A 23,837-nucleotide genomic window follows, 5' to 3' on the forward strand; every position below is an offset into this window, starting at 1 on the left:
CCTGAGCTCGACTCTACCGCAATCGATACCCAACCGATAGGCCGGCAATTTGATCGCACATAAGCATTTGCAGATATTCTGCAAGCAATTGCTTTTCTTATATTTGCCTGGGCGATTGGAACCGGATTGTTCAGTTGATTCCTTGTTCCTGCAGCCACAGCTCGAAGACCGCCAGGTGCCAGATCTTCGCTCCCTGCAGTCGGGTGAAATGCCGGTCGGGTTCGGCGAGAAGTTTGTCCACGTAGGCCGGTTCGAACAGTCCACGTGAGCGCGCAATATCCGAGGAGAGGATCTCGCGCATGAATTCCAGGAACGGTCCGCGCACGAACTTCAGCGCCGGTACCGGGAAGTAGCCCTTGGGGCGATCGATCACGGAGTCGGGAATCCGGCCCCGGGCAATGGACTTGAGAATCCCCTTGCCACCCTGAGACAGTTTCTGGTCCGCCGGCACCCGCATGGCCGTTTCGATCAGCTGGCTGTCGAGGAACGGTACCCGCGCTTCCAGTCCCCAGGCCATGGTCATGTTGTCGACCCGCTTGACCGGATCGTCGACGATCAGGGTGCTGGCATCGAACCCCAGAACCCGGTTGGCGAACGAACCCTGTCCGTTGCCGGCAAGCCCTCGCTTCACCAGCTCGCTGGTCGCGTCCGGGCCGCGAAAACGCTCGGTGACCATCGCCATCAGCTCCTCGTGGCTGCGGTCGAAATAGTAGGGCGCAAAGCGCTCGAGGTCGGAGCCCTCCGCCTCCGCCATCTTCGGGTACCAGAAGTAGCCGCCGAAGACTTCGTCCGCGCCCTGGCCGGACAGCACCACCTTGACCTCGCGCGCCACCTGCTCGGACAGGAGATAGAAGGCCACCGCGTCCTGGCCGAACATCGGCTCGTTCATCTCGCGCACCGCCTCGGGCAGGCGGGTGAGTACCTGCTCGTTGGGCACGTGGAAGCGGAAGTGCTCGGTCTGATAGCGCTCGGCGACCGGGTCGGCGTACTCGAACTCGCTGCCTTTCTCTTCCGGCTGATCCTCGAAGCCGATGGTGAAGGTCTTGGGCGTGACGCCGGCCTCGTGGGCCAGGGCGACGATCAGCGAGGAGTCGAGACCGCCGGAGAGCAGCACACCCACCGGGACGTCACTGATCGAGAGGCGCTTTTTCACCGCATCGAGCAGCCGCTGGTGGATGATTTCCGGCCACTCCTCGGCCGGGACGTCATGATCCTCGGCGGTATCGATCGACCAGTAGCGTTGCAGCTGGCGATTGCCGTTGCGGTCGATGCGCATCCAGTGCCCCGGCGGCAGCTTGTTCACGCCGCGGAAGATGGTGCGCGGCGCGGGCACCACCGCATGCAGGGTGAACTGGTGGTGCAGGGCGGCCGGATCGAAGGCGGTGTCGACGTTTCCTGCGGCGAGCAGGGCGGGGATGCTGGAGGCGAACCGCAAGGGGCCTTCGCCGACGGTGTGGTAGAGCGGCTTGATCCCCTGGCGGTCGCGGGCGAGAAAGAGCGACTCGTCGCGCATGTCCCAGATGGCGAAGGCGAACATGCCGTCGAGTCGTTCGACCGCCGCCGGCCCCCACTGGCGGAAGGCGGTCAGGATCACCTCGGTGTCACCGGTGGAGGCGAAGCGATGACCCAGGCCCTGCAATTCCTCGCGCAGGGCGGGGTGGTTGTAGATGGTGCCGTTGTAGACGATCGCCAGCCCGCGCTCGCGGTCGACCATCGGCTGGTGGCCGTGAAACGAGAGATCGAGGATCGACAGACGGCGGTGGCCGAAGGCCAGCGGGCCGTCCGAGAAGCTGCCCTCGTGGTCCGGCCCGCGGCGTTCCAGCCGACTCATCATCCGCCGTACCGCGGTCAGGTTGCCGTCACGATTGCCGGTTTCCAGCCATCCGCAAATGCCACACATCGATTCGTTCGCCTGTCGTCTGGGTGTTGGGGGAAGGGGAGTCTAGCGCACCCGCGCTTGCTAGAGGCCGATGATGCCGTACTCCGAGAGGCTCGCCTCCCAGTGACGCCAGTCGGGATAGGCCCGGTCCATCACGGCGTAGAAGCGGCGGTTGTGACCGCGCTCGATCAGATGCGCCAGCTCGTGGACGATGACCAGATCGATCGCCCCGACCGGCATGCGTACCAGCTCGAGGTTGAGCCAGATGCGGCACGCGCCGATGTTGCAGGTGCCCCAGCGAGACCTCATCCGCCGTATCCGCGTCTCGGGACGGGGCAGGCCCATGTGATCCGCCCACTGCGGCACGCGAGTGTCGAGCAGCGTCTGAAGCCGGCGACGACAATCCCGGCGCAGGAGATCACGGGCCTTGTCGGTGTAGGCGCAGCGGATGCGGATCGTCCCGTCACCCCGCGTCACCGTTCCGCCACGTGTACCGTCGGTCGCCTCATGGATCAGCGCATGCGCCTCGCCCAGCAGGTGTAGCTGGTCGGGCAGGCGGTCGCCGGTCACCATCGGGGGGCGCTGTGCCAGGCGGTGGCGCTGGCGGTCGATCCAGTCGGCGCGGGCCGTGACGAATGCCCGGATGGCCCGATCGGAGGTACGGCGCGGGGCGTTTACCCGCAGGGCGCCGTCGCCGGGATCGAGTCGCAGGTAGAGGTGCCGGATCGCCTTGCGCTGCACACGGATCTCGCCCAGCGGGTGGTCGAGATGGCTGACAAGTGTCTTGGCCGATCGGTTGGGGAGCAGGCGTTTCATCGTGGGACAAGTCTACCGGAGCGTGATGGCCGGAACGGCAAGGTTCTATGCTGGTCCCAGGTTCATTTCATCAAGATCACGCGTTTCACCCATGCTGAAGACACTGCAATCCCTGTTCTTTCCCGACCAACCGGCCACCGAGGAGGCCCTCGAGACCCGGGTCGATGCCGCGGTGGCCATCCTGCTGATGGAGGTGGCTCGGGCCGACTTCGATGTCGCCGAGGAGGAGCTCGACGTGATTCGTCGCACCCTTGTCGACGATTTCGGCATGGAGGAGGCGGCGGCGGACGAACTGGTCCACCGGGCCGCCGCGGAGGTGGACGACTCGACTGGATTCTTCCCCTTCGTCCGGCTGCTCAACGAACGCCTTGATCAAACGCAGAAACGCCAGGTGATCGAGACACTCTGGCGTGTGGCCTATGCCGATGCCGGCAAGCATCACCTGGAAGAGTCGGTCATCCGCCAGATCGCCGACCTGCTGTACGTGCCGCACAGCGAGTTCATCCGCGCCCGCGTGCGTGCCGAGGAGGCGAGCGCCTCTTCCTGACGGGCACAAAAAAGCCCCGCGGAAAGCGGGGCTCGGTAACAGGCGTAATACGTGATCAGGTGCGGAACTGATCGACCAGTGCCTGAAGCTGGGAGGCCAGTCGGGCCAGTTCCTTGCTGGCCGTGGAGGTCTGCTCGCCACCCTCGGCGGTCTGAGCCGCCGCCTCGTTGATGTTCGAGACGTTGCGGTTGATCTCCTCGGCCACCTGACCCTGTTCCTCCGCCGCCGAGGCGATCTGGTGGTTCATGTCGGTGATCGTCTCGATCGCGCGGGTGATGGTGATCAGGGACTGACCGGCCTCGCGGGCCTGATCCGCGGTCTTGCGGGCATGTTCCTGGCTGCTCTGCATGGCGCCGACCGCCTGCTTCGAGCCGCCCTGGATGCTCTCGACCATCTCGCGGATCTCCTGGGTGGAGGCCTGCGTCTTGCTCGCCAGCGAGCGTACCTCTTCGGCGACCACCGCGAAGCCCCGGCCGTGTTCGCCGGCGCGGGCCGCCTCGATGGCCGCGTTGAGTGCCAGCAGGTTGGTCTGCTCGGCGATCTCGCGGATCACGTCGACCACGGTGCTGATCTTCTCGCTCGCGGTCTCGAGGTTGCCGATGATCGTGCCGGCTTCCTCGATCTCGTCGGCCAGCGCCGCGACGTGGTCGATGGTCTGGTCGACCACACGCTGACCGTCCTTGGCCTCCTCGTCGGCGTTCTGCGCCGCATCGGCGGCGCCCGAGGCGTTCTGGGCGATGTCCTGGACCGTGCTGGTCATCTCGTTCATCGCGGAGGCGACCATTTCGGTCTCCTGGCGCTGTTTCTGGACGCCCTGGTTGGTGTCCGCGGTGATCTGCGACAGCTCCTCGGCGGAGGCCGACAGCTGGCCGGTCGAGTTGGCCACCTCGTGGATCGAATCACGCATCTTGCCGGCGAAGCGGTTGAAGGCGGCGGAGAGATCGGCGATCTCGTCGCGGCCGCTTTCGTCGAGGCGCTGGGTCAGGTCACCGTCACCCTTGGAGATGTCGTCCATGGCCTGGACCGTGTAGCGCAGCGGGCGGGTGATGCTGCGGGTGATCAGCAGGCCGATCAATGCGGCGATGGCAATGGCCACGGCCATGACCAGGATCACCTTGTTGCGGGCATCGGCAAGCCGGGCGACGTAGTCGCTTCGATCCAGGGTCACGGCGAGCACGCCGATCGGGTTGCCGGAGAAATCCGCCACGGTATGGGCGTAGGTGACCGTCGGCGTTTCGCCGATGGTGTGCTCCCAGATCGTGGTCTCGTTCCGAGCTGAGGTCAGCTGTTCCGCGCCGAGTGCGCCCGGCTGTTCGAGGGTCGAGCCGAATGCCTCGAAGGCGCCGTCGGCGGGCAGATACAGGCCGATGTCGACGCCGTAGTTTTCCTTGAACTTGTCGAAGAACGGCTGGCCGAAGCTCATTCCGAACTCGACGCTACCCTGGTGCTCGCCCTGATGGCTGATCGGCGAGATGCCGCGCATGCCGAGACCGGCCACGCCGCGTTCCAGGCCGCGGACCCGCTCCTGGCGGTTGTTGGTGGCCAGCACCGTCTTGCGGAAACCGGAGAGGTCATCGCCGAACTTGCCGGGCTTGTGGACGCGGAAGAACGACACCGCCGGCGGCAGATGGAAATGGAACTGGCGTGCGCCGAAGTCGTCCCGCAGCGTCGGGTAGATCGGCTGGGTCATCTCGGCGAGCCGCTCGCGATTGCGTTCGGCCATGGCCTGTCCGACGTCCGGGATCTTGGCGATGGCCACGCTCATGGCCTCGGCCAGTCGGCCCTCCGCGCGGATCTCCGCCTGGGCGCTTTCGAACAGCCCCTGCAGCTCGCGTTGCTGGGCCTGCTTGATGGTGGAGGAGAACTCCGTAATCACCAGCGGGATCACCAGTGCGGCGATGAATACGATGACAAGGGCAAACCCGAGGGCAAGCCGGGCACCGATGGACAGGTTCTTGAACAGGGCAGGCATGCGTTCTGTGACTCCGCAATTTTTTGTTTCTGGACAGCAGAAGAATCGCTTTCCGGGTCGGTTAATCGGCGGGGACGACGAAACCTTTAACCCAAGTAGTTTGGTCGGGTAATGATTCGTCGACGACCGAATCACGCGGCGGACCGCTGCACCGGAAGGGTGCGCAGACTACCGGAATGAATACGCCAGTGCTAAATCTTCGCCACGCAGGTTGATCGTGCGAGCTCCAACGCCTTGCCGGCTGGCTTGTCGAGGCGATCAGAGCAGGGGAGAGCGACATACGCATGGGCGCGTGTCATTGGGTTGGCAGTGGCGCTAGCCGGCGTGAGCGGCTGTGCCCACCGCTGGATACGGGTATGGCTGCCGTATCCAGCGGGCGGTGCCGTTCCCGAAGGCGGGCATTCCCTCCCGGGCGAATGTCGCATCTGGTACCCGGATCGTCCGGCAGGTCAGCAGCTGCCGCCGAGGCCCTGTGACGGGCCCCGTCGCCATGTTGCTGTCAGGAACCGAACTGATCCGCGGTTGAATCGTGTGCGGGAGTCCCCGCGTCACCCATCGTCGGACCGATGTGGTTGGGCGAGCGTGCCTGCCGGTTGCCGTAATGGCGACGAGGTAGCGGCCGGTTCAGTCGCTTTCCAGTTCCATCCAGCGCTCGAGCGCCTGCTCGAGCTCCTGTTCGAGTTCCGTCACGCGAGCGAGTGAGCGTTCGATCTCGGCCGGTTCCCCCTGGTAGAAGCTCGGATCGTTGATCACGTCCTGCAACTCGGCCTGTTCGGCCTCCAGTGCCTCGATCCTGGTGGGAAGGCTGTCGAGTTCGCGCTGGTCCTTGTAGGACAGCTTCTTCTTGCTTTCCCTTTTGGGTTTGCCGGCCGTGGGCTTGGCCGTGTCCGGTTTCGCGGCCGGGACCTTGGCTGGGGAGGTCTGGTCCGCCTGGTCCAGGTAGTCCTGATAGCCGCCGACGACATCCTCGATCTCGCCGTCGCCCTTGAACACCAGCAGGCTGGTGACGACGTTGTCGAGAAATGCCCGGTCGTGGCTGACCAGCAGCAGGGTGCCCTTGTAGTCAGCCAGTGCCTGCTCGAGTACTTCCAGGGTCTCGAGGTCAAGATCGTTGGTGGGTTCGTCGAGCACCAGCAGGTTGGCGGGCTTCGCGAACAGCTTGGCCAGCAGCAGGCGGTTGCGCTCGCCGCCCGAGAGCGACTCGACCCGGGTGCGGGCCCGGTCCGGGGTGAACAGGAATTGCTGCAGGTAGCCGATGCCGTGGACGTTGCTTTCGCCCACCTGCAGCCGGTCGCCGCCGTCACACAGATTCTCGATGGCCGTCCAGTCGTCACGTAGTTGAGCGCGGTGCTGGTCGAAGTAGGCCACCTCGAGCTGCGAGCCGCGCTTGATCTTCCCGTCGGTCGGCTCGATCTGGCCGAGAATCAGCTTGATCAGGGTCGACTTGCCGGCGCCGTTGGGGCCGACCAGCCCGACACGGTCGCCGCGCAGGATGGTGGTAGTGAGGTCACGAATGACGGTCTTGTCACCGAAGGACACGCTGGCGTGCTGCATCTCGGCGATGATCTTGCCGGAGGTCTTGCCCGAGCTTGCCGAGAGTTCGACCTTGCCGGCCTTTTCCCGGCGCGCGGCACGCTCGGCACGCAGGCGCTCGAGATTGCGCACCCGGCCTTCGTTGCGGGTGCGGCGGGCCTTGATGCCCTGGCGGATCCAGACCTCTTCCTGTGCCAGCGTCTTGTCGAAGCGGGCGTTTTCCTGCGCCTCGGCGTTGTCGCGCTCCTCGCGTCGCCGCAGGTAGTTGTCGTAGTCCCCCGGCCAGAGGGTGAGATGCCCGCGGTCGAGCTCGACGATGCCGGTCGCCAGCCGTTGCAGGAAGGCGCGGTCGTGGGTGATGAACACCACCGCGCCGTTGAAGCGGCGCACTAGGTCCTCGAGCCACTCGATCCCGGCGATGTCGAGGTGGTTGGTCGGCTCGTCGAGCAGTAGCAGCTCCGGTTCGATCACCAGCGCCTGGCCGAGCAGCACGCGGCGGCGTTCGCCCCCGGAGAGCCCGCGGACCGGCACGTCCGGATCGAGGCCGAGACGGGTGACTACCTCGTCGATCTTCTGCCCGGCCAGCCAGCCATTGCGCACCTCGAGTTCCTGTTGCAACTGGGACAGGCGTTCGAGGGCCGCGTCGGAGTCGGCGTTCTGTGCCAGCCGGTGGTATTCGGTCAGCACGTCGTGCAGGTCACCGAGGCCCTCGGCAATGACCGAGTAGACCGTCTCGTCGGTATCGAGATGCGGGTCCTGGGGGAGGTAGGCGACCTTCGCACCCGGCTCCAGGCGAATCTGGCCGTCGTCGGCACGCTGAATGCCGGCGAGCATCTTGAGGAAGGTGGACTTGCCTTCGCCGTTGCGACCGATGAGGGCGAACTTGTCGCCGCGCTCGACGGTCAGGTTGACGTGATCGAGCAGGGCACGTTCACCGAGCGAGAATTGCAGGTTGTCTACTGTCAGCAGGGGCATGAATGATCCGGTGAAAGGCGGGCGCTCAGCGCCGCGCCTGGAAGAATTGGGTCAAAAGATCGGCCGCCTCGGTCTCGCAGGGGCCGGTGTCGATAATGGGGCGGAAGTGATGCCAGTCGGCCCGGTTGAGATCGATGGCACTGCCGCAGGCGCCGGCGCGCGGGTCCGGGGCGGCGTACACGATCCTCGCGATACGCGCATGCGAGGCGGCGGCCAGGCACATCGGGCAGGGCTCGAGCGTGACGTAGAGCGTGCAGTCGTCCAGCCGGTAGTTGCCGAGGGTCTGGCCAGCCTCGCGCATGGCGAGGATCTCGGCGTGCGCGCTCGGGTCGTGCAGGCCGACCGGGCGATTGTGGCCGTAACCGATGATGTTGTCGTTTGCATCCACCACCACGGCGCCGACCGGTACCTCGCCGAGCATGATCGAGCGCCTGGCCAGCGCCAGACACTCCCGCATGTGTTGTCGGTCGCGTCCGCTCATCGTCTGCCGTGTCGACGGGCAGGGCTTATTCCCACTCGATCGTGCCGGGCGGCTTGCCGGTGACGTCGTAGACCACCCGCGAGATGCCGCGGACCTCGTTGACGATGCGCAGCGAGACCTTTTCCAGGAACTCGTATGGCAGGCGGGCCCAGCGGGCCGTCATGAAGTCGATGGTCTCGACGGCGCGCAGCGCGACCACGTAGTCGTAGCGGCGACCGTCGCCCATCACGCCCACCGAGCGCACCGGCAGGAACACGGCAAACGCCTGCGAGACCTGGTCGTAGAGGCCGGCCTCGCGCAGTTCGTGGATGAAGATCGCATCCGCGCGACGCAGCAGGTCGGCGTACTCGCCCTTGACCTCGCCGAGGATGCGTACGCCCAGCCCCGGTCCGGGGAACGGGTGGCGCATGATCATCTCGCTGGGCAGGCCCAGCTCGAGGCCGATCTCGCGCACCTCGTCCTTGAACAGCTCGCGCAGCGGTTCGACCAGGCCGAGCTTCATGTGCTCGGGCAGGCCGCCGACATTGTGGTGCGACTTGATCACGTGCGCCTTGCCGGTCTTGGACCCGGCCGACTCGATCACGTCGGGGTAGATGGTGCCCTGGGCGAGCCACTGGGCGTTCTCGCGCTTGCCGGCCTCCTCGTCGAAGATGTCGATGAAGGTGTTGCCGATGATCTTGCGCTTGATCTCCGGGTCCGGCTCACCGGCCAGCCTTGAGAGGAACTGCTCCTCGGCATCCACGCGAATGACGCGCACGCCCAGGTGCTCGGCGAAGGTGCGCATTACCTGGTCGCCTTCGCCCTGACGCAACAGGCCGTTGTCGACGAAGATGCAGGTCAGCTGGTCGCCGATGGCGCGGTGGAGCAGGGCGGCGACCACCGACGAGTCCACCCCGCCGGACAGGCCCAGGATGACTTCCTCGTCACCGACCTTCTCGCGCACCTGCTCGATCATGGTGTCGATGATGGCCTCCGAGCGCCACAGCCCCTGAGTGCCGCAGACCTCGCGTACGAAGCGCTCGATGATGCGTGCCCCCTGGCGGGTATGGGTGACCTCGGGGTGGAACTGCACGCCGTAGAAGTGGCGCGACTCGTCGGCCATGCCGGCGATCGGCGCGTTGTCGGAGGAGGCCATCAGCTTGAAGCCCTCCGGCAGGTCGACGACGTGGTCGCCGTGGCTCATCCAGACGTCGAGCATGCCGAAGCCTTCCTCGGTGACCTCGTCCTCGATGTCTTTGAGCAGCGCGGTGTGGCCGCGGGCGCGCACCTTGGCGAAGCCGAATTCCTGATGACTGGCATTCTCGACGGTGCCGCCGAGCTGGGCGGCCATGGTCTGCATGCCGTAGCAGATGCCGAGCACCGGCACATTGAGGGTGAACACCATCTCGGGGGCCGAGGGAGCGTTCTGCGGGTCGATGACCGACTCGGGACCGCCGGAGAGGATGATGCCGGTGGGAGCGAATTCGCGCACGAAGGCGTTGTCGACATCCCAGGAATGGATCTCGCAGTAGACGCGTGACTCACGCACCCGGCGGGCGATGAGCTGGGTGTACTGCGAGCCGAAGTCGAGGATCAGGATGCGCTCGGCGTGAATGTCCTGGTGCGGGATGGTCGAGGAATCGGTCATCGTGAAATCCGTATTGTTCAAGCAAGGGCCTCATGACCCTTTAACAAGTCGACCCGGCAGGCAAGGCCGGGTCGATAGGCTGGTCGGCTCCCCGCTGGGCGCGGGGCGCGAATCAGGTGCGGTAGTTCGGGCTCTCTTTCGTGATCGACACGTTGTGAACGTGCGATTCGAGCATCCCGGCGTTGGTGATGCGCACGAACTGCGGCAGCTTGCGCATGGTGTCGATGTCCTTGGCGCCTACGTAGCCCATCGAGGCACGCAGACCGCCGACCATCTGATGCACGATGGCGACGAGGGAGCCCTTGTAGGGCACGCGACCCTCGATGCCTTCCGGCACGAGCTTCTCCGCCGACTCTTCGGCCTGGAAGTAGCGATCCGACGAGCCTTGCTGCATCGCCCCCAGGGAGCCCATGCCGCGGTACGACTTGTAGGAGCGTCCCTGGAACAGTTCGACCTCGCCGGGGGATTCCTCGGTCCCTGCCAGCATGGAGCCGACCATGACCGAGTGTGCGCCGGCAGCGACTGCCTTGGCGAAATCGCCCGAGAAGCGCACGCCGCCATCGGCGATCACGGGCACGTCCTTGCCCTTCAAGGCCTCAGCCACGTTCGAGATCGCGGTGATCTGCGGCACGCCGACGCCGGCGACGATGCGGGTGGTGCAGATCGAGCCCGGGCCGATGCCGACCTTGACCGCGTCGGCGCCTGCTTCCACCAGGTCGAGGGCGGCCTGAGCGGTGGCGATGTTGCCACCGATTACATCGACCTGCGGATAGCGGCTCTTGATCCAGGCCACCCGGTCGAGCACACCCTGGCTGTGGCCGTGGGCCGTATCCACCACGATCACGTCGACCCCGGCGGCCACCAGGGCCTCGATACGTTCCTCGGTGTCACCGCCGGTACCGACCGCCGCACCCACGCGCAGTTGCCCGGAGGCATCCTTGCAGGCGTTGGGGTAGTCGGTGGACTTCTGGATGTCCTTCACGGTGATCATGCCGCGCAGCTCGAAGTCCTCGTTGACGACCAGCACCTTCTCGATACGGTGCTTGTGCAGCAGGGCCTCGACCTCTTCACGACCGGCGCCTTCCTTTACGGTGACCAAATGCTCCTTGCCGGTCATGATGTTGGAAACCGACTGGTCGAGATTCTGCTCGAAGCGCAGATCGCGGCTGGTGACGATGCCGACGAGATGGCCTTCACTGACGACCGGCACGCCGCTGATGGAATGGTCGCGGGTGATCTTGAACACGTCGCGGATGCTGGTCTCCGGCGTGACCGTGATCGGGTCCTTGATGACACCGGACTCATGCTTCTTCACCTGGCGGACGTGCTCGGCCTGCTGGGCGATCGACATGCTCTTGTGAATGATTCCCACGCCCCCTTCCTGCGCGAGCGCGATCGCGAGTCGCGCCTCGGTCACCGTGTCCATCGCCGAGGAGATCAGCGGGATATTGATTTCGATATTGCGGGTCAGGCGCGTGCCGAGCGAGACCTCCTTGGGCAGTACCGAGGAGCGGGCCGGGATAAGCAATACGTCGTCGAAGGTGAGACCTTCCTCGAGGATTCGCATGATTTCGGGGACTCTTGCGGATGGTAGAAAGTGTCCGCGCAATTATAGTGGCGTCCGAGCGGCGGGTAAATGTCCACATGGACCCGCCAACGGTGATGGTCGGTGCGTGAAGCGTATTCCGGACGCGGGTTGGCGGGGTGTTGGCATCCCGTTCTTGATTGCGCTAAAGTCGAACCCGCTACCAGAGCAAACCACCTAGGAGGCAGATAAACAATGATTAAAGCCAAGCACCTGATCGCCATGGGCGCCGGCGCGGCACTGTTCGCGACCACCGGCATCGCAAGCGCAGCCAGCATGGAAGAGTACAAAGAAGCTCGTTCCGCGGCGATCGAAGCGGCTGAGTCGGTCGAGAGCATGGGCGAAGGCGCGTTCGCCATGAGCCCGACTGGTTCCAAGTGGAAGAAGTCCCTGATGCACGGCGCTGACAAGATGGCCGACAAGGGCAACTACGAGGAAGCCATTGCCGAAGCCAAGCGCATCGAGATGCTGCAGGGCCTCGCCGAGAAGCAGTACAAGAGCCAGCCGAACCCGGGTCCGTACAAGGCCTGGTAAGGCATTGACCGGCCCACCGGCCGGAAACAGCATGAACATACCGGCCGCGGACGTGAGTTCGCGGCCTTTTTCGTGTCGGCCCGCTCGTTCCCGGTGCGATCGGGCGGGTAATCACGCAGGTAAGCGATGACATTATCCAGTGGACAGACCGCGCTCTCGGTCACGCAAATCAACAAGCAGGCCGGTGATCTCCTTGGGCAGGTGTTCGGCACGGTAGAAGTGATCGGCGAGGTAAGCGAGCACAAGCGTGCCGCCTCCGGCCACCACTATTTCGCGCTCAAGGACGACCAGTCCCAGTTGCGTTGCGCCTTCTTCCGCGGCAATGCCATGCGCTGCCGCTACCCCCTGCGCGAGGGGGAGGAGATCGTGGTGACCGGTCGACTCGGCATCTACGCAGCGCGCGGGGCGTATCAACTGATCGTCCAGTCGATCGCCCCCGCGGGCGAGGGGCGTCTGGCCGCGGAATTCGAGCGACTCAAACAGCGCCTGCTTGCCGAGGGGTTGTTCGACAGCGAGCAAAAGCGGCCCACGCCGGTGCTGCCACGCCATATCGCGGTGATCTCCTCGGATACCGGGGCGGCAATCCACGACGTGCGCGTCACGCTCGCACGTCGTTTGCCGCTGGCCCGGGTGACGCTGTTCCCGGTCCGGGTGCAGGGCGCGGAGTCCGCTGCCGAGCTCCGCCAGGCGGTGTCCCAACTCGGCGAGGGTGACTTCGACGTCGCGCTGGTCGTGCGGGGTGGTGGCTCCCTGTCGGACCTGTGGTCCTTCAACGACGAGGCGCTGGTGCGTGCCCTGCGGGCGTGTCCGGTGCCGGTGATCAGTGGCGTCGGGCACGAGACCGACACCACGCTGTGCGACCTGGCCGCCGACCGGCGTGCCGCCACGCCCACCGGGGCGGCCGAGCTGGCAACGCCGATCACCGCGGTCGAGCTGCGTCGCCAGCTGGTCGAGCGGGTCGGCCGGGTTGCGGCGTCGTGGCAGGCACGGCTGCAGAACGAGGCCCAGCGCGGCGACTGGCTGGCGCGGCGTCTCGAACGGGCCGGCCCTGTCGAGCGGTTGCGACTGGGTCGTCTGCAACTGGCCGGCCTGGAGGCCCCCCTGCGGCGCTCACTGGAGCGACGAGTCGCCAACGGCCGGCAGCGTTTGCAGACCATCCGGGGCGTGCTCGAGCGGCGTCACCCGCGGCAACGGCTTGCCGCTCTGCGAATGCATCTGGACGAGCCAAGGCGCCAGCTGACCCAATCGCTGCGTGCCAAGCTGGCCGGGGAGCACGACCGCGTCGTGACGGTCTCCCGGCGACTGCTGATCGCACGTGAGCGGATGTTGCCGCGCTGGTCGGCCCGCCTGGAGTCGACGCGGCTGGATCGCCAGATCCTTTCGCGACGACTGCAGGATCAGCGCGTGCGACTTGAGGGGCTGTCTCGCCAGCTCGAGGCACTGGGGCCGGTCCAGGTGCAACGACGTGGCTATGCGCTGGTACAGACGCGCGACGAGCCGGCGGCCTTGATCAAGCGGGCCGCCGAGGTCGAATCCCGCGGTCGGGAAGCAGGACACCTGCCGTTGACGCTGCGCTTCATCGATGGCGACGTGCCGGTGCAGTGGCGCGCGGACGCGGCCGGCGAGCGAGACTGATCGCGGGCTCCCCCGCTCAGGGCGAGCTCTGTTCCTCGAGGTGTTGGGCAACCCAGTCGCGCGCCGGGGTGGGGCGGGCGAAGTAGAACCCCTGGAATCGCCCACAGCGGTTCGCCTTGAGGTAGGCGAACTGTTCGCGGTTTTCCACGCCTTCGGCGACCACGTCGATGCCCAGTCGATCGGCCATCGCCAGGATGGCCTCGACCATCGCCGTGTCGCCCGGGGTTCCCGGCACGTCGTCGACGAAGCTCTTGTCGAGCTTGATCTCGTTCAGGGGCAGGTGCTTGAGGTAGGCGAACGAGGAATAGCCAGTGCCGAAATCGTCGATCGAGAATTTCACGCCCAGACCGGCGAGTGCGCGCATGCGGGTGATTGCCTCGGAGGCCTGGGTGACGAGCAGGTTTTCGGTGACCTCCAGCATCAGCCGCGACGGGTCGATGCCGGTTTCCTCGATGATCTCCTGAACCCGGTCGACAAAACCGGGCGTGCGGAACTGTCGTGGACTGACGTTTACCGAGATGCTCAAGGGGCGGGAGGAGGATTCGGCTCGGGACTCCTGCAGGCCGTGGAGCAGGTGGCAGGCTTCTCGCAGCGCCCAGTCGCCAATGGCGACGATCTGGCCGGACTCCTCGGCGAGCGGAATGAACTCGCCCGGTGACACCAGGCCGCGCACGGGGTGACGCCAGCGCAGCAGCACCTCGGCGCCGACGGGGTGCTCCGCCCGATCAAACTGGGTTTGCAGGTGAAGCTCGAACTCGTCGTTTTGCAGCGCCTGCTTGAGCTCCTGTTCGAGGCGGTAGCGACGCGTGACCGTCTCGGCCATCCCGGACTCGAAGTTGACCTGGTTGTTGCGCCCGGCGCGCTTGGCCTGGTACATCGCGATGTCCGCCTCCCGGACGAGTTCCTCGGCGTGATCGACTCGGCCGGCAAACAGCGTCAGGCCCACGCTCGCCGTCGCCAGGTGGTGGAATTCGTCGAAGTGGAACGGCTGCTCCATGGCGTAACGCAGCTTATCGGCCAGCGCCAGCGCAGCACGGCGCGCGCTGTCGACGTCTTCACCCATTTCCGGCGCCAGTACGAGGAACTCGTCGCCACCCAGCCGGGCGACGGTGTCGGTGTCGCGCACCAGGCCGGTCAGCCGGCGCGCCACCTCGATCAGGACTTGATCGCCCCGGGCATGGCCGTAGAGGTCGTTGATCTGCTTGAACTCGTCGAGATCGACGAAGAACAGGGCGCCGACGCCACCGCTGCGCTGACGGTGGCGGATCGCCTGGTCCACCCGATCGAGCAGCAGGGCCCGGTTGGGGAGGTTGGTGAGCCCGTCATGGTAAGCGAGTCGTTCGAGTTCGGCGGCCGTTTCCTTGTCCGTGGTGATGTCGAGGCACTGGCCCATGAAGCCGACGAACTGGCCATGGCTGTTGAAACGGGGCGTGCCCTTGACCAGCAGCCAGCGGTATTCGCCGCTGCGGTGACGCAGTCGGTACTCGCGCGTGAAGGCGATCCGACGACGATAGGCGCGATCGATGGTGGTCAGGAGGATGTCACGGTCGTCCGGATGAATGGCCTCAAGCCAGCCCTTGCCCAGCGCCTGGTTACGTGTCAGGCCGGTGAAGGTCAGCCACGGCTGGTTGTGATAGTCGCGGTTGCCGTCGGTATCGGTGGTCCAGATCAACGCCTGACCGTTGTCAGCCAGGGTGCGGAAATGCTGTTCGCTTTCCGCCAGCGCCTCGCGCAGGCGATATTCCTGGCTCATGTCGTGGAATGCCAGTACCACGCCGATCAGTTTGCCGTCTTCCTGCTGGATGGGGGCCGCACTGTCGGCGATGTGGTAACGCTTGCCCATGCGGTTCGTCAGGACGGTGTGGTTGGCCAGACCGACCAGGGTGCCTTCCTCGAGTACCCGGCGGATCGGCACTGCGGTCGGTCGATGGTCGCCGGCGTGACAGATCACGAACACGTCCTCGATACGTCGGCCGAGCGCCTCGTCTCGCGACCAGCCGGTAAGGCGCTCGGCCACCGGGTTCATCAGCGTGATGTGGCCGTCGAGATCGGTGGCGATTAGCCCGTCGCCGATCGAATCCAGGGTGACGCTCAGGCGGCGTTCGCTTTCGAGCAGCCCCTTGCGTGCCTCGCCGACGGCATGGGCCATGGCATTGAAGCCCTGTGAGACCTCCATGATCTCGCTGCAGCCGTTTTCCGGCAGGCGGACGTCATAGTCCCCCTGGCGCATGTGCTGTGCCGCTCGGCGCAGGCGCTCGAGCGGCCGGGTGATCTGCGTGTTGAGCAGCCAGCCGGTCAGCAGGAGGATCACCAGCATCACGCCGACTTCGGGCAGGCGGCTCAAGATGGCCTCGTTACGGATCCTTGCCAGCGAGTCGGTGAGGTCGAAGCGAGCGCAGACCACGCCGCGACCCTCGCTGCCATCAGCCTCGGGCGTGGCCTCGAACGACTGCATCGCCTCGATGACGTCCTGGTCGTCGATCGGCTCGAGGTAGGGAAGACGCTCCTTCTGGCGCTGACGGAAGGTGGTCTCGTCGAAGTCCTCGTCGGCCGCGTCGGCGGGTATTCCGGTCAGACTCGGATTCGGAGCCATCAGGATGCGTTTGTCCGGGCCGATGACGAAGAGCTCCTGCAGGCGCGGGTCGGCCATGATGCTGCTGATCCGGCTGCGCAACAGTCCTTGGCTGTCCGGGCCGCCTTGCTCGATGATGCGCGCCACCTCGGTGGTGTAGCTCATCAGTTCGCTTTCGGACTCCTCGATAAACAACTCGTAGCGATCGTGGATCCCGCTGATCAGCGATACTGCGGTGATCAGCAGAAAGACCGCGGCCAGTCCGAGCGGCACCATCATGCGCAGCGAGAAACGCGACACGGTTACGGCCCCTCCGGCAGGAAACGTGCCGTGGCCACTGCGCTCAGTGGTGGCGTGTGATCGACCAGGGCATTTGCCTGCATGATGCGGGCGACGTCGGTCGCCGCTTGGCGAAAGGGTTGCGCCGAGGCATCGAGCCACTCGCGGTTCGCGCTTATGTCAAACAGCCGAATCCCCTCGAACGCCCGACGCGCCTCCTCGGTGGTAAGTCCCAGGCGAGGGGCCATCAGGCGGTAGGCACGCCCCGGGTTGGCGCGAAGCACGCTTAAGGCCTCGAAGTGGGCGTTGAACAGGGCTCGCAGGGCCTGTGGCTGTTGGCTGAAGGCACGTTCATGCACGGCCAGCACGTCCACGATCAGGCCGGGGAAGGCGCTGCTGTCATGGAGCCGCCGCGCGCCGATGGATTCGAGCCTCGAGGCATAGGGTTCGTAGCTGATCACTGCATCGACCCGGCCCGATCGGAACGCGGCGAGGTGTTGGCCGCCTATCAGCGGGACGCGGATCACGTCGTCGGGGGACAAGTCAGCGGCCTCGAGCGATTTTCGCAGCATCAGCGCGCCGGCCGCGGTTTCCTCAACCCCGATACGCCTGCCGGCGAGCTGCGAGACCGTGGTGATCTCCGGGCGAGACATGACCACGTCTGCCCCTTGCGAGGTATCGAAGACCAGGGCGACCTGTACGGGAATGCCGCCGGCCCGGGCGAGGATGAACTCGTCGAGGGTCAGGGTGGCCGCCTCGACTTCGCCGGTGGCGAGTTGCATCAGGCTGTTGGTGTTCGAGGGTGAATCGATCAGGCGGATACGGTCGGGTGGCAGGAGCTGCAGCTGGCGGGCAAGGAAGAGGGGTTCGTAGCCGACCCAGGTGATTCCGGAGACACGCAGAAGCGGCTCGCGCTCCTCGCAGCCGAGCAGGCCGGCCAAGGGCGCGAGTGTCCCGATGCTAAGAAAGCGCCTCCTCTCCATGGCCGCCCTCCCGGGGGCTGGGGCATTCGCGAGCTGGGGAAGGAGCGATCATCGTGACTCTCCCTGTCACACCCGGTCTCGTCACCCACGATTCGATTAAGTTACCGCCGTTGACGACAGGATATACGGTTTTAGCGATCTTCCGGTCGATTCCCCGCCAACTGTAGTTCATTCGCCTCGGGGGCGCGTCCCCCGCCGACATAGCGTCGCGACCAGAAGCCTTTGTCCAGGCGGGCGAAAGAGACGGTCTTGCCGCGCGAGGGGGCATGAATGAAGCGTTGCCCACCCACGTAGATGCCGACATGGTCGACCCGACCCCCATTCAGGCGAAAGAACACCAGGTCGCCGGGGCGGAGATCGTCGCGTGCGACCCGCCGGGTCGCCCGGTACTGCAAATAGGAGGTGCGCGGCAGGGACAGATCGGCGGCCTGGTAGGCGTGCTGGGTCAGGCCGCTGCAGTCGAAGCCCTTGCTGGCGGATTTGCCGCCCCAGCGGTACGGGGTGCCGAGTTGGGCGACCGCCTGGACCACGGCTTCGCTGGAACGGCTATGCATCCCGGAGCGGCTGTCGATCGTGTCCAGCGGCCGGTGGGGCAGCTCGAGCGCCGATACGGCGGGGTGCGGGTTGTCCCCGCTCGTGGTCGTGCCGGCGGTCGGCGACCCGGTCATCTGGCTGGCGCAGCCGCTCGTGAGTGCCACGGCCAGAGCCAGTGTTGCGGGACGAAAAGTCGCCGCAGCCCGCCGGCTGACGGGCCTGGCGCATGCCTCAACGATGACGGATTTCGCAGACAAAACGTCGCTCGGGCGTCCGGGAAAAGTCCTTGGGGAGGGTTTTTCTTGAGATATCATGCGGTTGGAACCAGCTCTCCACGCTTTGACTCAATGTAAACCCTTTGCGGTTGTTTGAAAAGACGAGTACGCCTTGCGGCGACAGCAGGCGCATGCAGGCCTCGATCAGCGCCGGGTGGTCGCGCTGGATGTCGAGGTCGTCTTCCATCGACTTGGAATTGGAGAACGACGGCGGGTCGAGAAAGATCACGTCGTACCGGGCGGGCTTGCCGGCGGCCTGATCGAGCCACCGCAACACGTCGGCGCGGATCAACTGGTGATCCCCGTCCACGGCGATGCCGTTGAGTTCGAAATTGCGCTCGGCCCAGTCGAGATAGGTATTGGACAGGTCGACCGAGGTGGTCGATCGCGCCCCGCCGACGGCCGCACGGACCGAGGCACTGGCGGTGTAGCAGAACAGGTTCAGCAGGCGCTTGCCACGGGCCAGTTCGACCAGACGGTCCCGGACCAGGCGATGGTCGATGAACAGGCCGACGTCGAGGTAGTCGGTCAGGTTGATTAACAGCCGGGTGTCGCGCTCGCGGATCACGCGCTCGATGTGCTCGCCGCCGAAGCGGCCGTACTGCTGGCGCCCCGACTGGCGGGCACGCTGGCGGACGACGACACAGTTGTCGTCGATATCGAGTGCGTCGACGGCGGCCGCCACGGCGGCAGCGAGGCGGGCGCGTGCCTTCTGCGGATCGATCTGGCGCGGCGCCTGGTATTCCTGGATGTCCAGCCATGCCTCGCCGTCCTCGCCGCGGTAGTAGTCGACCGCGAGCTTGAAGTCGGGCAGGTCGGCATCGTACAGGCGCAGCGCATTGTCTCCCTGCTTCAGCAGGGATCGCCGCTGCTTCCAGTTCTTTTTCAACCGGTTGGCGAAATCTTCCGCGCTGCGTTCGCCTGCGCGTCCCTGGGCGATCAGCCGCCCGGCAAGGGCATGCGGCCCGGCCGGCCGGCGCAGGCTCTTCTCGCTGAACTGGCCGCGAAGGAATTCCGCCTCGGCGCCGCCGTGGATGACGGTAAGGCGCTTGTCGAAGCGCAGCGGCCAGGTCATCTCCGTCTCGCCACCGCGCAGGATGCCCCAGTACCAGTTCGGCAGGCACTGGATCCATTGCGAGCACAGACGCAGCCAGTCGGCCTCCTCGCCGGCGGATTCGACGCGCTGGCCGAACGGCACATTGCTGATCAGCAGGCCGGTCTCGAGTTCGGCGAGCACGTCAGGGCAGGGCGCTTTGAAACTGTCGGCGTGGTGGATCTCGACGGCCTCGCCCAGGCCGGCCGCCTCGATATTCGCGTGGGCGGCGGCAAGCTGCAGTGGATCGCGGTCCTGACCGAAGAGGGTGAGCGCGCCGGGTGTCGGGGGCTCGTCGAGCCAGCTGCGTGGTCCGGCCTCGAGGATCTTGGCGCGGGCGGCCTGGTCATGGCCACGCCAGCCGGGCGAGCCGAAGCGTCTCTGGCGCATCGCCGGTGTCATGCCCCAGACGGCGAGAGCCGCCTCGATCAGGAAGGTGCCCGAGCCGCACATCGGGTCGAACAGGCCGGCATCGGTGCCGGCCACCTGTGGCCAGCGTGCCCGCCACAGCAGGCCGGCGGCCAGGTTCTCGCGCAGCGGGGCCTCGCCGCCGTCGACACGATAGCCGCGGCGGTGCAGCGAGCCGTCGGAGAGTTCGATCGCAAGGCTTGCCTCGCCCTGGCGGGGAACGTGGCAGTGGATGCGCAGACCGGGCGCCTCGCTGTCCACGTCCGGGCGTCGCCCGGTGGCGTCACGGAACTGGTCGACGATGGCATCCTTGATGCGCGTGGCGATAAAGCCGGTATGCCGCAGTGCGTCGTTGCCGCCGGTCGCGGTGATCGACAGGCTGTCGTCGACGTTCAGGTGCGCCGACCAGTCGATGGTCGCGGCGAGGTCGTAGAGCTGGTCTGCCTGCGCGGCCGGGCCTCGGCCGACCGGCAGGTAGATGCGGGCGGCGATCAGGCTATCGGCCAGGATCCGGTAGACGAGCTCGGCGGGGAGCTCGGCACTCGCGCCGTAGGGACGGTCGCTGACGGCCTCGCCGGTGAGGTGGCGCAGTTCCTCGGCCAGGGCGGTTTCCAGCCCGGGTGGGGCGATGACGTCGATGGACCAGGGGGTGCCCGGTTCGGCGTGGCCGGCAGGCGTCGAGGCAAGGGACATGGCGGCATCCGTCATGGCAAAACGCGCGAGTCTACCCGATCGTCCGGTCCGGGGCGACGACTGCGTCGATGGCTTATCGGGGGGCGGCGGAAACGGCCGGTCCCGGTGTGAGGTGCAATCGCGAGATCAGTCGTCCCTCGAAGTGCGCTTCGAGGGTGACGCCGCCGCGGTCCGTCTCGATGCTCAGGCCGGGTTGCGCCTCCGGAACGCTGCCTGCCAGTTCGAGCAGGCCGGTCGGCCAGTCGATGCGCAGCTGTACCCGCATCGGGTAATAGCCGTCGAGAAAGCGACGCATGAAAGGGCCGTTTTCCACCAGATACCCGTCGGCCTCCGGGTGCGGCACGATCGCGAGGACCTCGGCGCTGACGCAGATCCGGGCGCCGCGTTCGATCTCGCGCATCTGTACGCTCGGCCCGTCGACCCTTGCCATGCCCACCCCGTCACGCCGAGTGATGCGGATGTCGCGGGTGCGTTCGTCGTTGTAGACGATCTGCACCGCCGGCGCGGGGTCGAGGTTGTCGTGGCATTGCCTCATCTTGGCCCAGCCGGTCTCCAGGCTGTGGCGATCGAGCAGGATGCGCTTTTCCATCCGTGCCGCGTCGGGGTCGGGCGGGGCGGTCAGGAAGACCAGGTCGCCCTCGTTGACCTGACGGGCCTTCTCCAGCAGGCGCTGCTCTTCGGCCGCCCGTTCCTCGGCCTCCTGCCACGCCGCGTCCCAGTCGAACGCCTCGCTGGCTTTGGTTGTCGCTTTCGTGTCGGCCGGAGAGGGCACGGTCATCCCGATCCCCAGTGCGCCGGCCAGTGCCGCGGCAAGAGGGGCGGAAAACCGCCGGTGCGGAGGGATGCCCGTAAGCCGGTCGTCACGGAGACGGGTGTGGGCTGATTCAAGGCGTGGCGACATGAGGTGCCCCGTGGCGGTTGGTGGAGACATGACCAAAATAGACCAGCGGCACGGTCGAGGGCGAACTGCTCATGGGCTAGGTTGTCTGTTGATGGTGGGGCCGCGGTCGGCCCGCTGAGACCCCGTGTAGGGAAGGAGTTTGTCATGAAGCAATCGATCTTTTCCGTGGCCGGTGCCGTGCTTGCCCTGGGCCTGATGGCGCCGCTTGCCGCCTCGGCCCAGCAGAGCGGCAACGATGCGCCGATCTATGGCAGCGAGTTAATGACCCAGCAGGAGCGACTCGAGTACCGCGAGCGGCTGCGTGACGCCGACGGCATTCAGGAACGCGATCGTATTCGCAGCGAGCATCACGAGCAGATGCTGGAGCGGGCACACGAGCGTGGGGTCAGCTTGCCGGATGCACCGCCGCGCGGTGGCGCCGACATGCGGCAGGACGGCATGCCCGGCATGGGTTACGACGGTCGCGAGCGCATGGAGCAGCAGCGGGTGGAACCGCGCGAGCGTGCCGAAGAGCGGATGGAGCACCGCGACCGCATGCGTGATTCTAACGGTGACTACCGGCGTGGTTCCGGCATGGGCGGTGGCGGCAATCGCAACTAGTGCCTGTATCGCCGGCCCCAATCCGAACTCACCAGCCCCCGCTCGACCGGGGGCTTTTGCGTCTTGTACGGATGCCGAGAGGGTTTCGGGGTCGCCGAGCGGGTGGCAATTGGATTATGGTTGCCGACGTGATCCGGAGCCGCGAAGGCCATACCAACGCAGGAGTCAGCATGCCGCCAGCCCACGCCGCGATGGAAACGTCGACCAACCCGGGATCGGGGCAATCTGTCGACAGCATCGGTAAGCAATCGATCAGTCCGCTGCTCGCCATCGACGATCTCAATGTCGCCGTCAACGGCACGGCGATCGTGCGTGACGTGTCGCTGCGACTCGATCGTGGCGAACGGCTGGCACTGGTGGGCGAGTCTGGCTCCGGCAAGACGGTCACGGCGCTGTCGATCCTGCGCCTGTTCGAGGCCAGCGGGGCGGTCACCCGCGGTACGATCCGGTTCGAAGGCGAGGACGTGCTCTCCATGAGCCAGCCCCGCGTTCGCAATCTGCGGGGGGCGCGGGTCGGGATGATCTTTCAGGAGCCAATGACCGCCCTCAACCCCTTGAAGACGATCGGCGCGCAGATCGCCGAGGTGCTCTCGCGGCACCTGGGCCTGCGGGGCGAGGCACTGCGGAATCGGGTCCGGGAGCTGCTGGGACAGGTGCGCCTGCCCCAGCCGGAGCGGGTGATGCGCGCCATGCCGCACCAGCTGTCGGGCGGGCAGCGCCAGCGTGCCATGATCGCGATGGCGATTGCCTGCAATCCGAGCCTGCTGATTGCCGACGAGCCGACCACGGCACTGGATGCCGGCCTGCGCAAGACCATCATGGACCTGCTGGTCGAGTTGCAGCAGAAACTGGGCATGAGTCTGTTGCTGATCACCCACGACCTGCCGGTGGTGCGACGCTATGCCGATCGGGTCGCCGTGATGCGCGATGGCCGGATCGTCGAGGCCGGCGCGACCGAGGCCATCTTTGCTCAACCGGGGGACAGCTACACGCGCACACTGCTGGAGGCGCGGCAGGTCGCGCCGATGATCGATCCGCCGCTGCCGTCGGCCGAGGAGCGTTTGCGCTGCCAGGATCTGCGCGTCATGGTCGGCAAGCGCCGCTGGTTCGGTCCGGATACCCGCAGCGAGATCCTCAAGGGGGTGGATCTGTCATTGCACGCCGGCCAGACGCTGGGGGTGGTGGGGGAGTCCGGTTCCGGCAAGACCACGCTGGCCTTGGCGCTGCTGCAGTTGACCGATGGCGCCAGCGGTGCCGTCTGGCTGGCCGGGCGACGCGTTGACGAGCTCGCCGAGAAGCGCTTTCGCCCCTATCGCCGCGGACTGCAGGTGGTGTTCCAGGACCCCTTCGGAGCGCTCTCGCCGAGGATGAACATCGCGCAGATCGTCGGTGAAGGACTCGACGTGCACGAGCCCGGTCTGACTCGCCGTGAGCGTAACGAACGCATCGAACAGGTGCTGACCGAGGTCGGGTTGAGCCCGTCGGTGATGTCGCGCTATCCGCATGAGTTTTCCGGCGGGCAGCGCCAACGTATCGCCATCGCCCGGGCGCTGATCCTGCGCCCCAAGGTGCTGATACTCGACGAGCCGACCAGTGCGCTCGATGCCGCCGTGCAGTTGCAGGTGCTGCGGTTGTTGCGCGATCTGCAGATGGAGCACGGCCTGACGTATTTGCTGATCACGCACGATCTGGCCGTGGTGCGGGCACTGGCACATCACGTCGTGGTAATGCTTGATGGCGAGGTGATCGAGAGCGGAGCCACCGAGCCGCTGCTGGCCGAACCGAGGCAGCAGTACACGCGTGAACTGATCGACAGTGCCCTGATGGCCTAGTCGCCCGGCTCGACTCGGTCGGAGGAATCGGGCGAGCAACAAAAAAGCCAGGCTGTCACGGCCTGGCTTTTTTTACGTTGCGC

17 protein-coding genes are annotated in these 23,837 nt (G+C 66.1%); 5 read left to right on the top strand and 12 right to left on the bottom strand.

All coding sequences use genetic code 11. From position 1 onward, the window contains the following. Positions 1-130: 130 nt before the first annotated feature. Complete coding sequence (locus tag AWR35_RS09875; protein ID WP_058575800.1) at positions 131-1,900, bottom strand: N-acetylglutaminylglutamine amidotransferase; 1,770 nt, start codon at positions 1,898-1,900, stop codon at positions 131-133. A 60-nt stretch (positions 1,901-1,960) separates the two neighbouring features. Then, positions 1,961-2,695, bottom strand: coding sequence for a SprT family zinc-dependent metalloprotease (locus AWR35_RS09880; protein ID WP_058575801.1), 735 nt, complete (start codon positions 2,693-2,695; stop codon positions 1,961-1,963). A 91-nt stretch (positions 2,696-2,786) separates the two neighbouring features. On the opposite strand from AWR35_RS09880, the gene AWR35_RS09885 reads away from it, so the two are divergent. Further along, positions 2,787-3,242, top strand: a complete 456-nt coding sequence (locus tag AWR35_RS09885; protein ID WP_058575802.1) for a TerB family tellurite resistance protein — start codon at positions 2,787-2,789, stop codon at positions 3,240-3,242. A 55-nt stretch (positions 3,243-3,297) separates the two neighbouring features. Here the strand turns inward: AWR35_RS09885 and AWR35_RS09890 are convergent, their stop codons facing one another. The 5 genes from AWR35_RS09890 to guaB all read right to left on the bottom strand — a co-directional run bounded on the left by AWR35_RS09890 (position 3,298) and on the right by guaB (position 11,397). Next, positions 3,298-5,214, bottom strand: a complete 1,917-nt coding sequence (locus AWR35_RS09890) for a methyl-accepting chemotaxis protein (RefSeq protein ID WP_231723593.1) — start codon at positions 5,212-5,214, stop codon at positions 3,298-3,300. A 624-nt stretch (positions 5,215-5,838) separates the two neighbouring features. Next, complete coding sequence (locus AWR35_RS09895; RefSeq protein ID WP_058575803.1) at positions 5,839-7,722, bottom strand: ATP-binding cassette domain-containing protein; 1,884 nt, start codon at positions 7,720-7,722, stop codon at positions 5,839-5,841. Between the two features lie 25 nt (positions 7,723-7,747). Beyond that, complete coding sequence (tadA, locus tag AWR35_RS09900) at positions 7,748-8,203, bottom strand: tRNA adenosine(34) deaminase TadA (RefSeq protein ID WP_058575804.1); 456 nt, start codon at positions 8,201-8,203, stop codon at positions 7,748-7,750. 25 nt (positions 8,204-8,228) lie between these two features. Continuing rightward, a complete protein-coding gene (guaA, locus tag AWR35_RS09905) occupies positions 8,229-9,830 on the bottom strand; it encodes a glutamine-hydrolyzing GMP synthase (RefSeq protein WP_058575805.1) in 1,602 nt (533 codons plus the stop codon). Positions 9,831-9,942: 112 nt separating this feature from the next. Further along, positions 9,943-11,397, bottom strand: a complete 1,455-nt coding sequence (gene guaB, locus AWR35_RS09910) for an IMP dehydrogenase (RefSeq protein WP_058575806.1) — start codon at positions 11,395-11,397, stop codon at positions 9,943-9,945. Between the two features lie 213 nt (positions 11,398-11,610). On the opposite strand from guaB, the gene AWR35_RS09915 reads away from it, so the two are divergent. Next, entirely contained in the window at positions 11,611-11,949 is a 339-nt protein-coding gene (locus AWR35_RS09915; RefSeq protein ID WP_058575807.1) for a hypothetical protein, read from the top strand. A gap of 126 nt (positions 11,950-12,075) precedes the next feature. Then, a complete protein-coding gene (xseA, locus tag AWR35_RS09920; protein ID WP_058575808.1) occupies positions 12,076-13,584 on the top strand; it encodes an exodeoxyribonuclease VII large subunit in 1,509 nt (502 codons plus the stop codon). Positions 13,585-13,600: 16 nt separating this feature from the next. Here the strand turns inward: xseA and AWR35_RS11000 are convergent, their stop codons facing one another. From AWR35_RS11000 to AWR35_RS09945, 5 genes are all read right to left on the bottom strand, one after another. After that, positions 13,601-16,456: an EAL domain-containing protein gene (locus AWR35_RS11000; RefSeq protein WP_058575809.1), complete on the bottom strand. Its 2,856-nt coding sequence runs from the start codon at positions 16,454-16,456 to the stop codon at positions 13,601-13,603. Positions 16,457-16,458: 2 nt separating this feature from the next. Beyond that, on the bottom strand, positions 16,459-17,418 hold the full coding sequence (locus AWR35_RS09930; protein ID WP_058575810.1) for an ABC transporter substrate-binding protein: 960 nt from the start codon (positions 17,416-17,418) through the stop codon (positions 16,459-16,461). A gap of 131 nt (positions 17,419-17,549) precedes the next feature. Beyond that, positions 17,550-18,116 carry a C40 family peptidase gene (locus AWR35_RS09935; RefSeq protein ID WP_197408198.1) on the bottom strand — a complete coding sequence of 189 codons (567 nt, stop codon included), beginning with the start codon at positions 18,114-18,116 and terminating at the stop codon, positions 17,550-17,552. 67 nt (positions 18,117-18,183) lie between these two features. Then, positions 18,184-20,421, bottom strand: a complete 2,238-nt coding sequence (gene rlmKL / locus AWR35_RS09940) for a bifunctional 23S rRNA (guanine(2069)-N(7))-methyltransferase RlmK/23S rRNA (guanine(2445)-N(2))-methyltransferase RlmL (RefSeq protein WP_066185142.1) — start codon at positions 20,419-20,421, stop codon at positions 18,184-18,186. A 73-nt stretch (positions 20,422-20,494) separates the two neighbouring features. Continuing rightward, positions 20,495-21,199, bottom strand: a complete 705-nt coding sequence (locus AWR35_RS09945) for a hypothetical protein (protein WP_058575813.1) — start codon at positions 21,197-21,199, stop codon at positions 20,495-20,497. 267 nt (positions 21,200-21,466) lie between these two features. Here AWR35_RS09945 and AWR35_RS09950 point away from each other — a divergent pair, with 267 nt between their 5' ends. Then, positions 21,467-21,922 (top strand): hypothetical protein, encoded by a 456-nt coding sequence (locus AWR35_RS09950; RefSeq protein ID WP_058575814.1) that lies wholly within the window; start codon positions 21,467-21,469, stop codon positions 21,920-21,922. A gap of 170 nt (positions 21,923-22,092) precedes the next feature. Further along, positions 22,093-23,754 (top strand): dipeptide ABC transporter ATP-binding protein, encoded by a 1,662-nt coding sequence (locus tag AWR35_RS09955; RefSeq protein ID WP_231723594.1) that lies wholly within the window; start codon positions 22,093-22,095, stop codon positions 23,752-23,754. The last annotated feature ends 83 nt before the right edge of the window (positions 23,755-23,837 follow it).

Origin of the sequence: Guyparkeria sp. WRN-7, from assembly GCF_001641825.1 — a bacterium.
In the GTDB taxonomy this organism is placed as follows: Bacteria; Pseudomonadota; Gammaproteobacteria; order Halothiobacillales; family Halothiobacillaceae; genus Guyparkeria.

What these genes read in the sequence shown, in the direction of transcription:
- AWR35_RS09875 (WP_058575800.1), bottom strand. Translation starts at nt 1,900, where the DNA reads ATGTGTGGCATTTGCGGATGGCTGGAAACCGGCAATCGTGACGGCAAC.
- AWR35_RS09880 (WP_058575801.1), bottom strand. Translation starts at nt 2,695, where the DNA reads ATGAAACGCCTGCTCCCCAACCGATCGGCCAAGACACTTGTCAGCCAT.
- AWR35_RS09885 (WP_058575802.1), top strand. Translation starts at nt 2,787, where the DNA reads ATGCTGAAGACACTGCAATCCCTGTTCTTTCCCGACCAACCGGCCACC.
- AWR35_RS09890 (WP_231723593.1), bottom strand. Translation starts at nt 5,214, where the DNA reads ATGCCTGCCCTGTTCAAGAACCTGTCCATCGGTGCCCGGCTTGCCCTC.
- AWR35_RS09895 (WP_058575803.1), bottom strand. Translation starts at nt 7,722, where the DNA reads ATGCCCCTGCTGACAGTAGACAACCTGCAATTCTCGCTCGGTGAACGT.
- tadA (WP_058575804.1), bottom strand. Translation starts at nt 8,203, where the DNA reads ATGAGCGGACGCGACCGACAACACATGCGGGAGTGTCTGGCGCTGGCC.
- guaA (WP_058575805.1), bottom strand. Translation starts at nt 9,830, where the DNA reads ATGACCGATTCCTCGACCATCCCGCACCAGGACATTCACGCCGAGCGC.
- guaB (WP_058575806.1), bottom strand. Translation starts at nt 11,397, where the DNA reads ATGCGAATCCTCGAGGAAGGTCTCACCTTCGACGACGTATTGCTTATC.
- AWR35_RS09915 (WP_058575807.1), top strand. Translation starts at nt 11,611, where the DNA reads ATGATTAAAGCCAAGCACCTGATCGCCATGGGCGCCGGCGCGGCACTG.
- xseA (WP_058575808.1), top strand. Translation starts at nt 12,076, where the DNA reads ATGACATTATCCAGTGGACAGACCGCGCTCTCGGTCACGCAAATCAAC.
- AWR35_RS09930 (WP_058575810.1), bottom strand. Translation starts at nt 17,418, where the DNA reads ATGGAGAGGAGGCGCTTTCTTAGCATCGGGACACTCGCGCCCTTGGCC.
- rlmKL (WP_066185142.1), bottom strand. Translation starts at nt 20,421, where the DNA reads ATGTCCCTTGCCTCGACGCCTGCCGGCCACGCCGAACCGGGCACCCCC.
- AWR35_RS09945 (WP_058575813.1), bottom strand. Translation starts at nt 21,199, where the DNA reads ATGACCGTGCCCTCTCCGGCCGACACGAAAGCGACAACCAAAGCCAGC.
- AWR35_RS09950 (WP_058575814.1), top strand. Translation starts at nt 21,467, where the DNA reads ATGAAGCAATCGATCTTTTCCGTGGCCGGTGCCGTGCTTGCCCTGGGC.
- AWR35_RS09955 (WP_231723594.1), top strand. Translation starts at nt 22,093, where the DNA reads ATGCCGCCAGCCCACGCCGCGATGGAAACGTCGACCAACCCGGGATCG.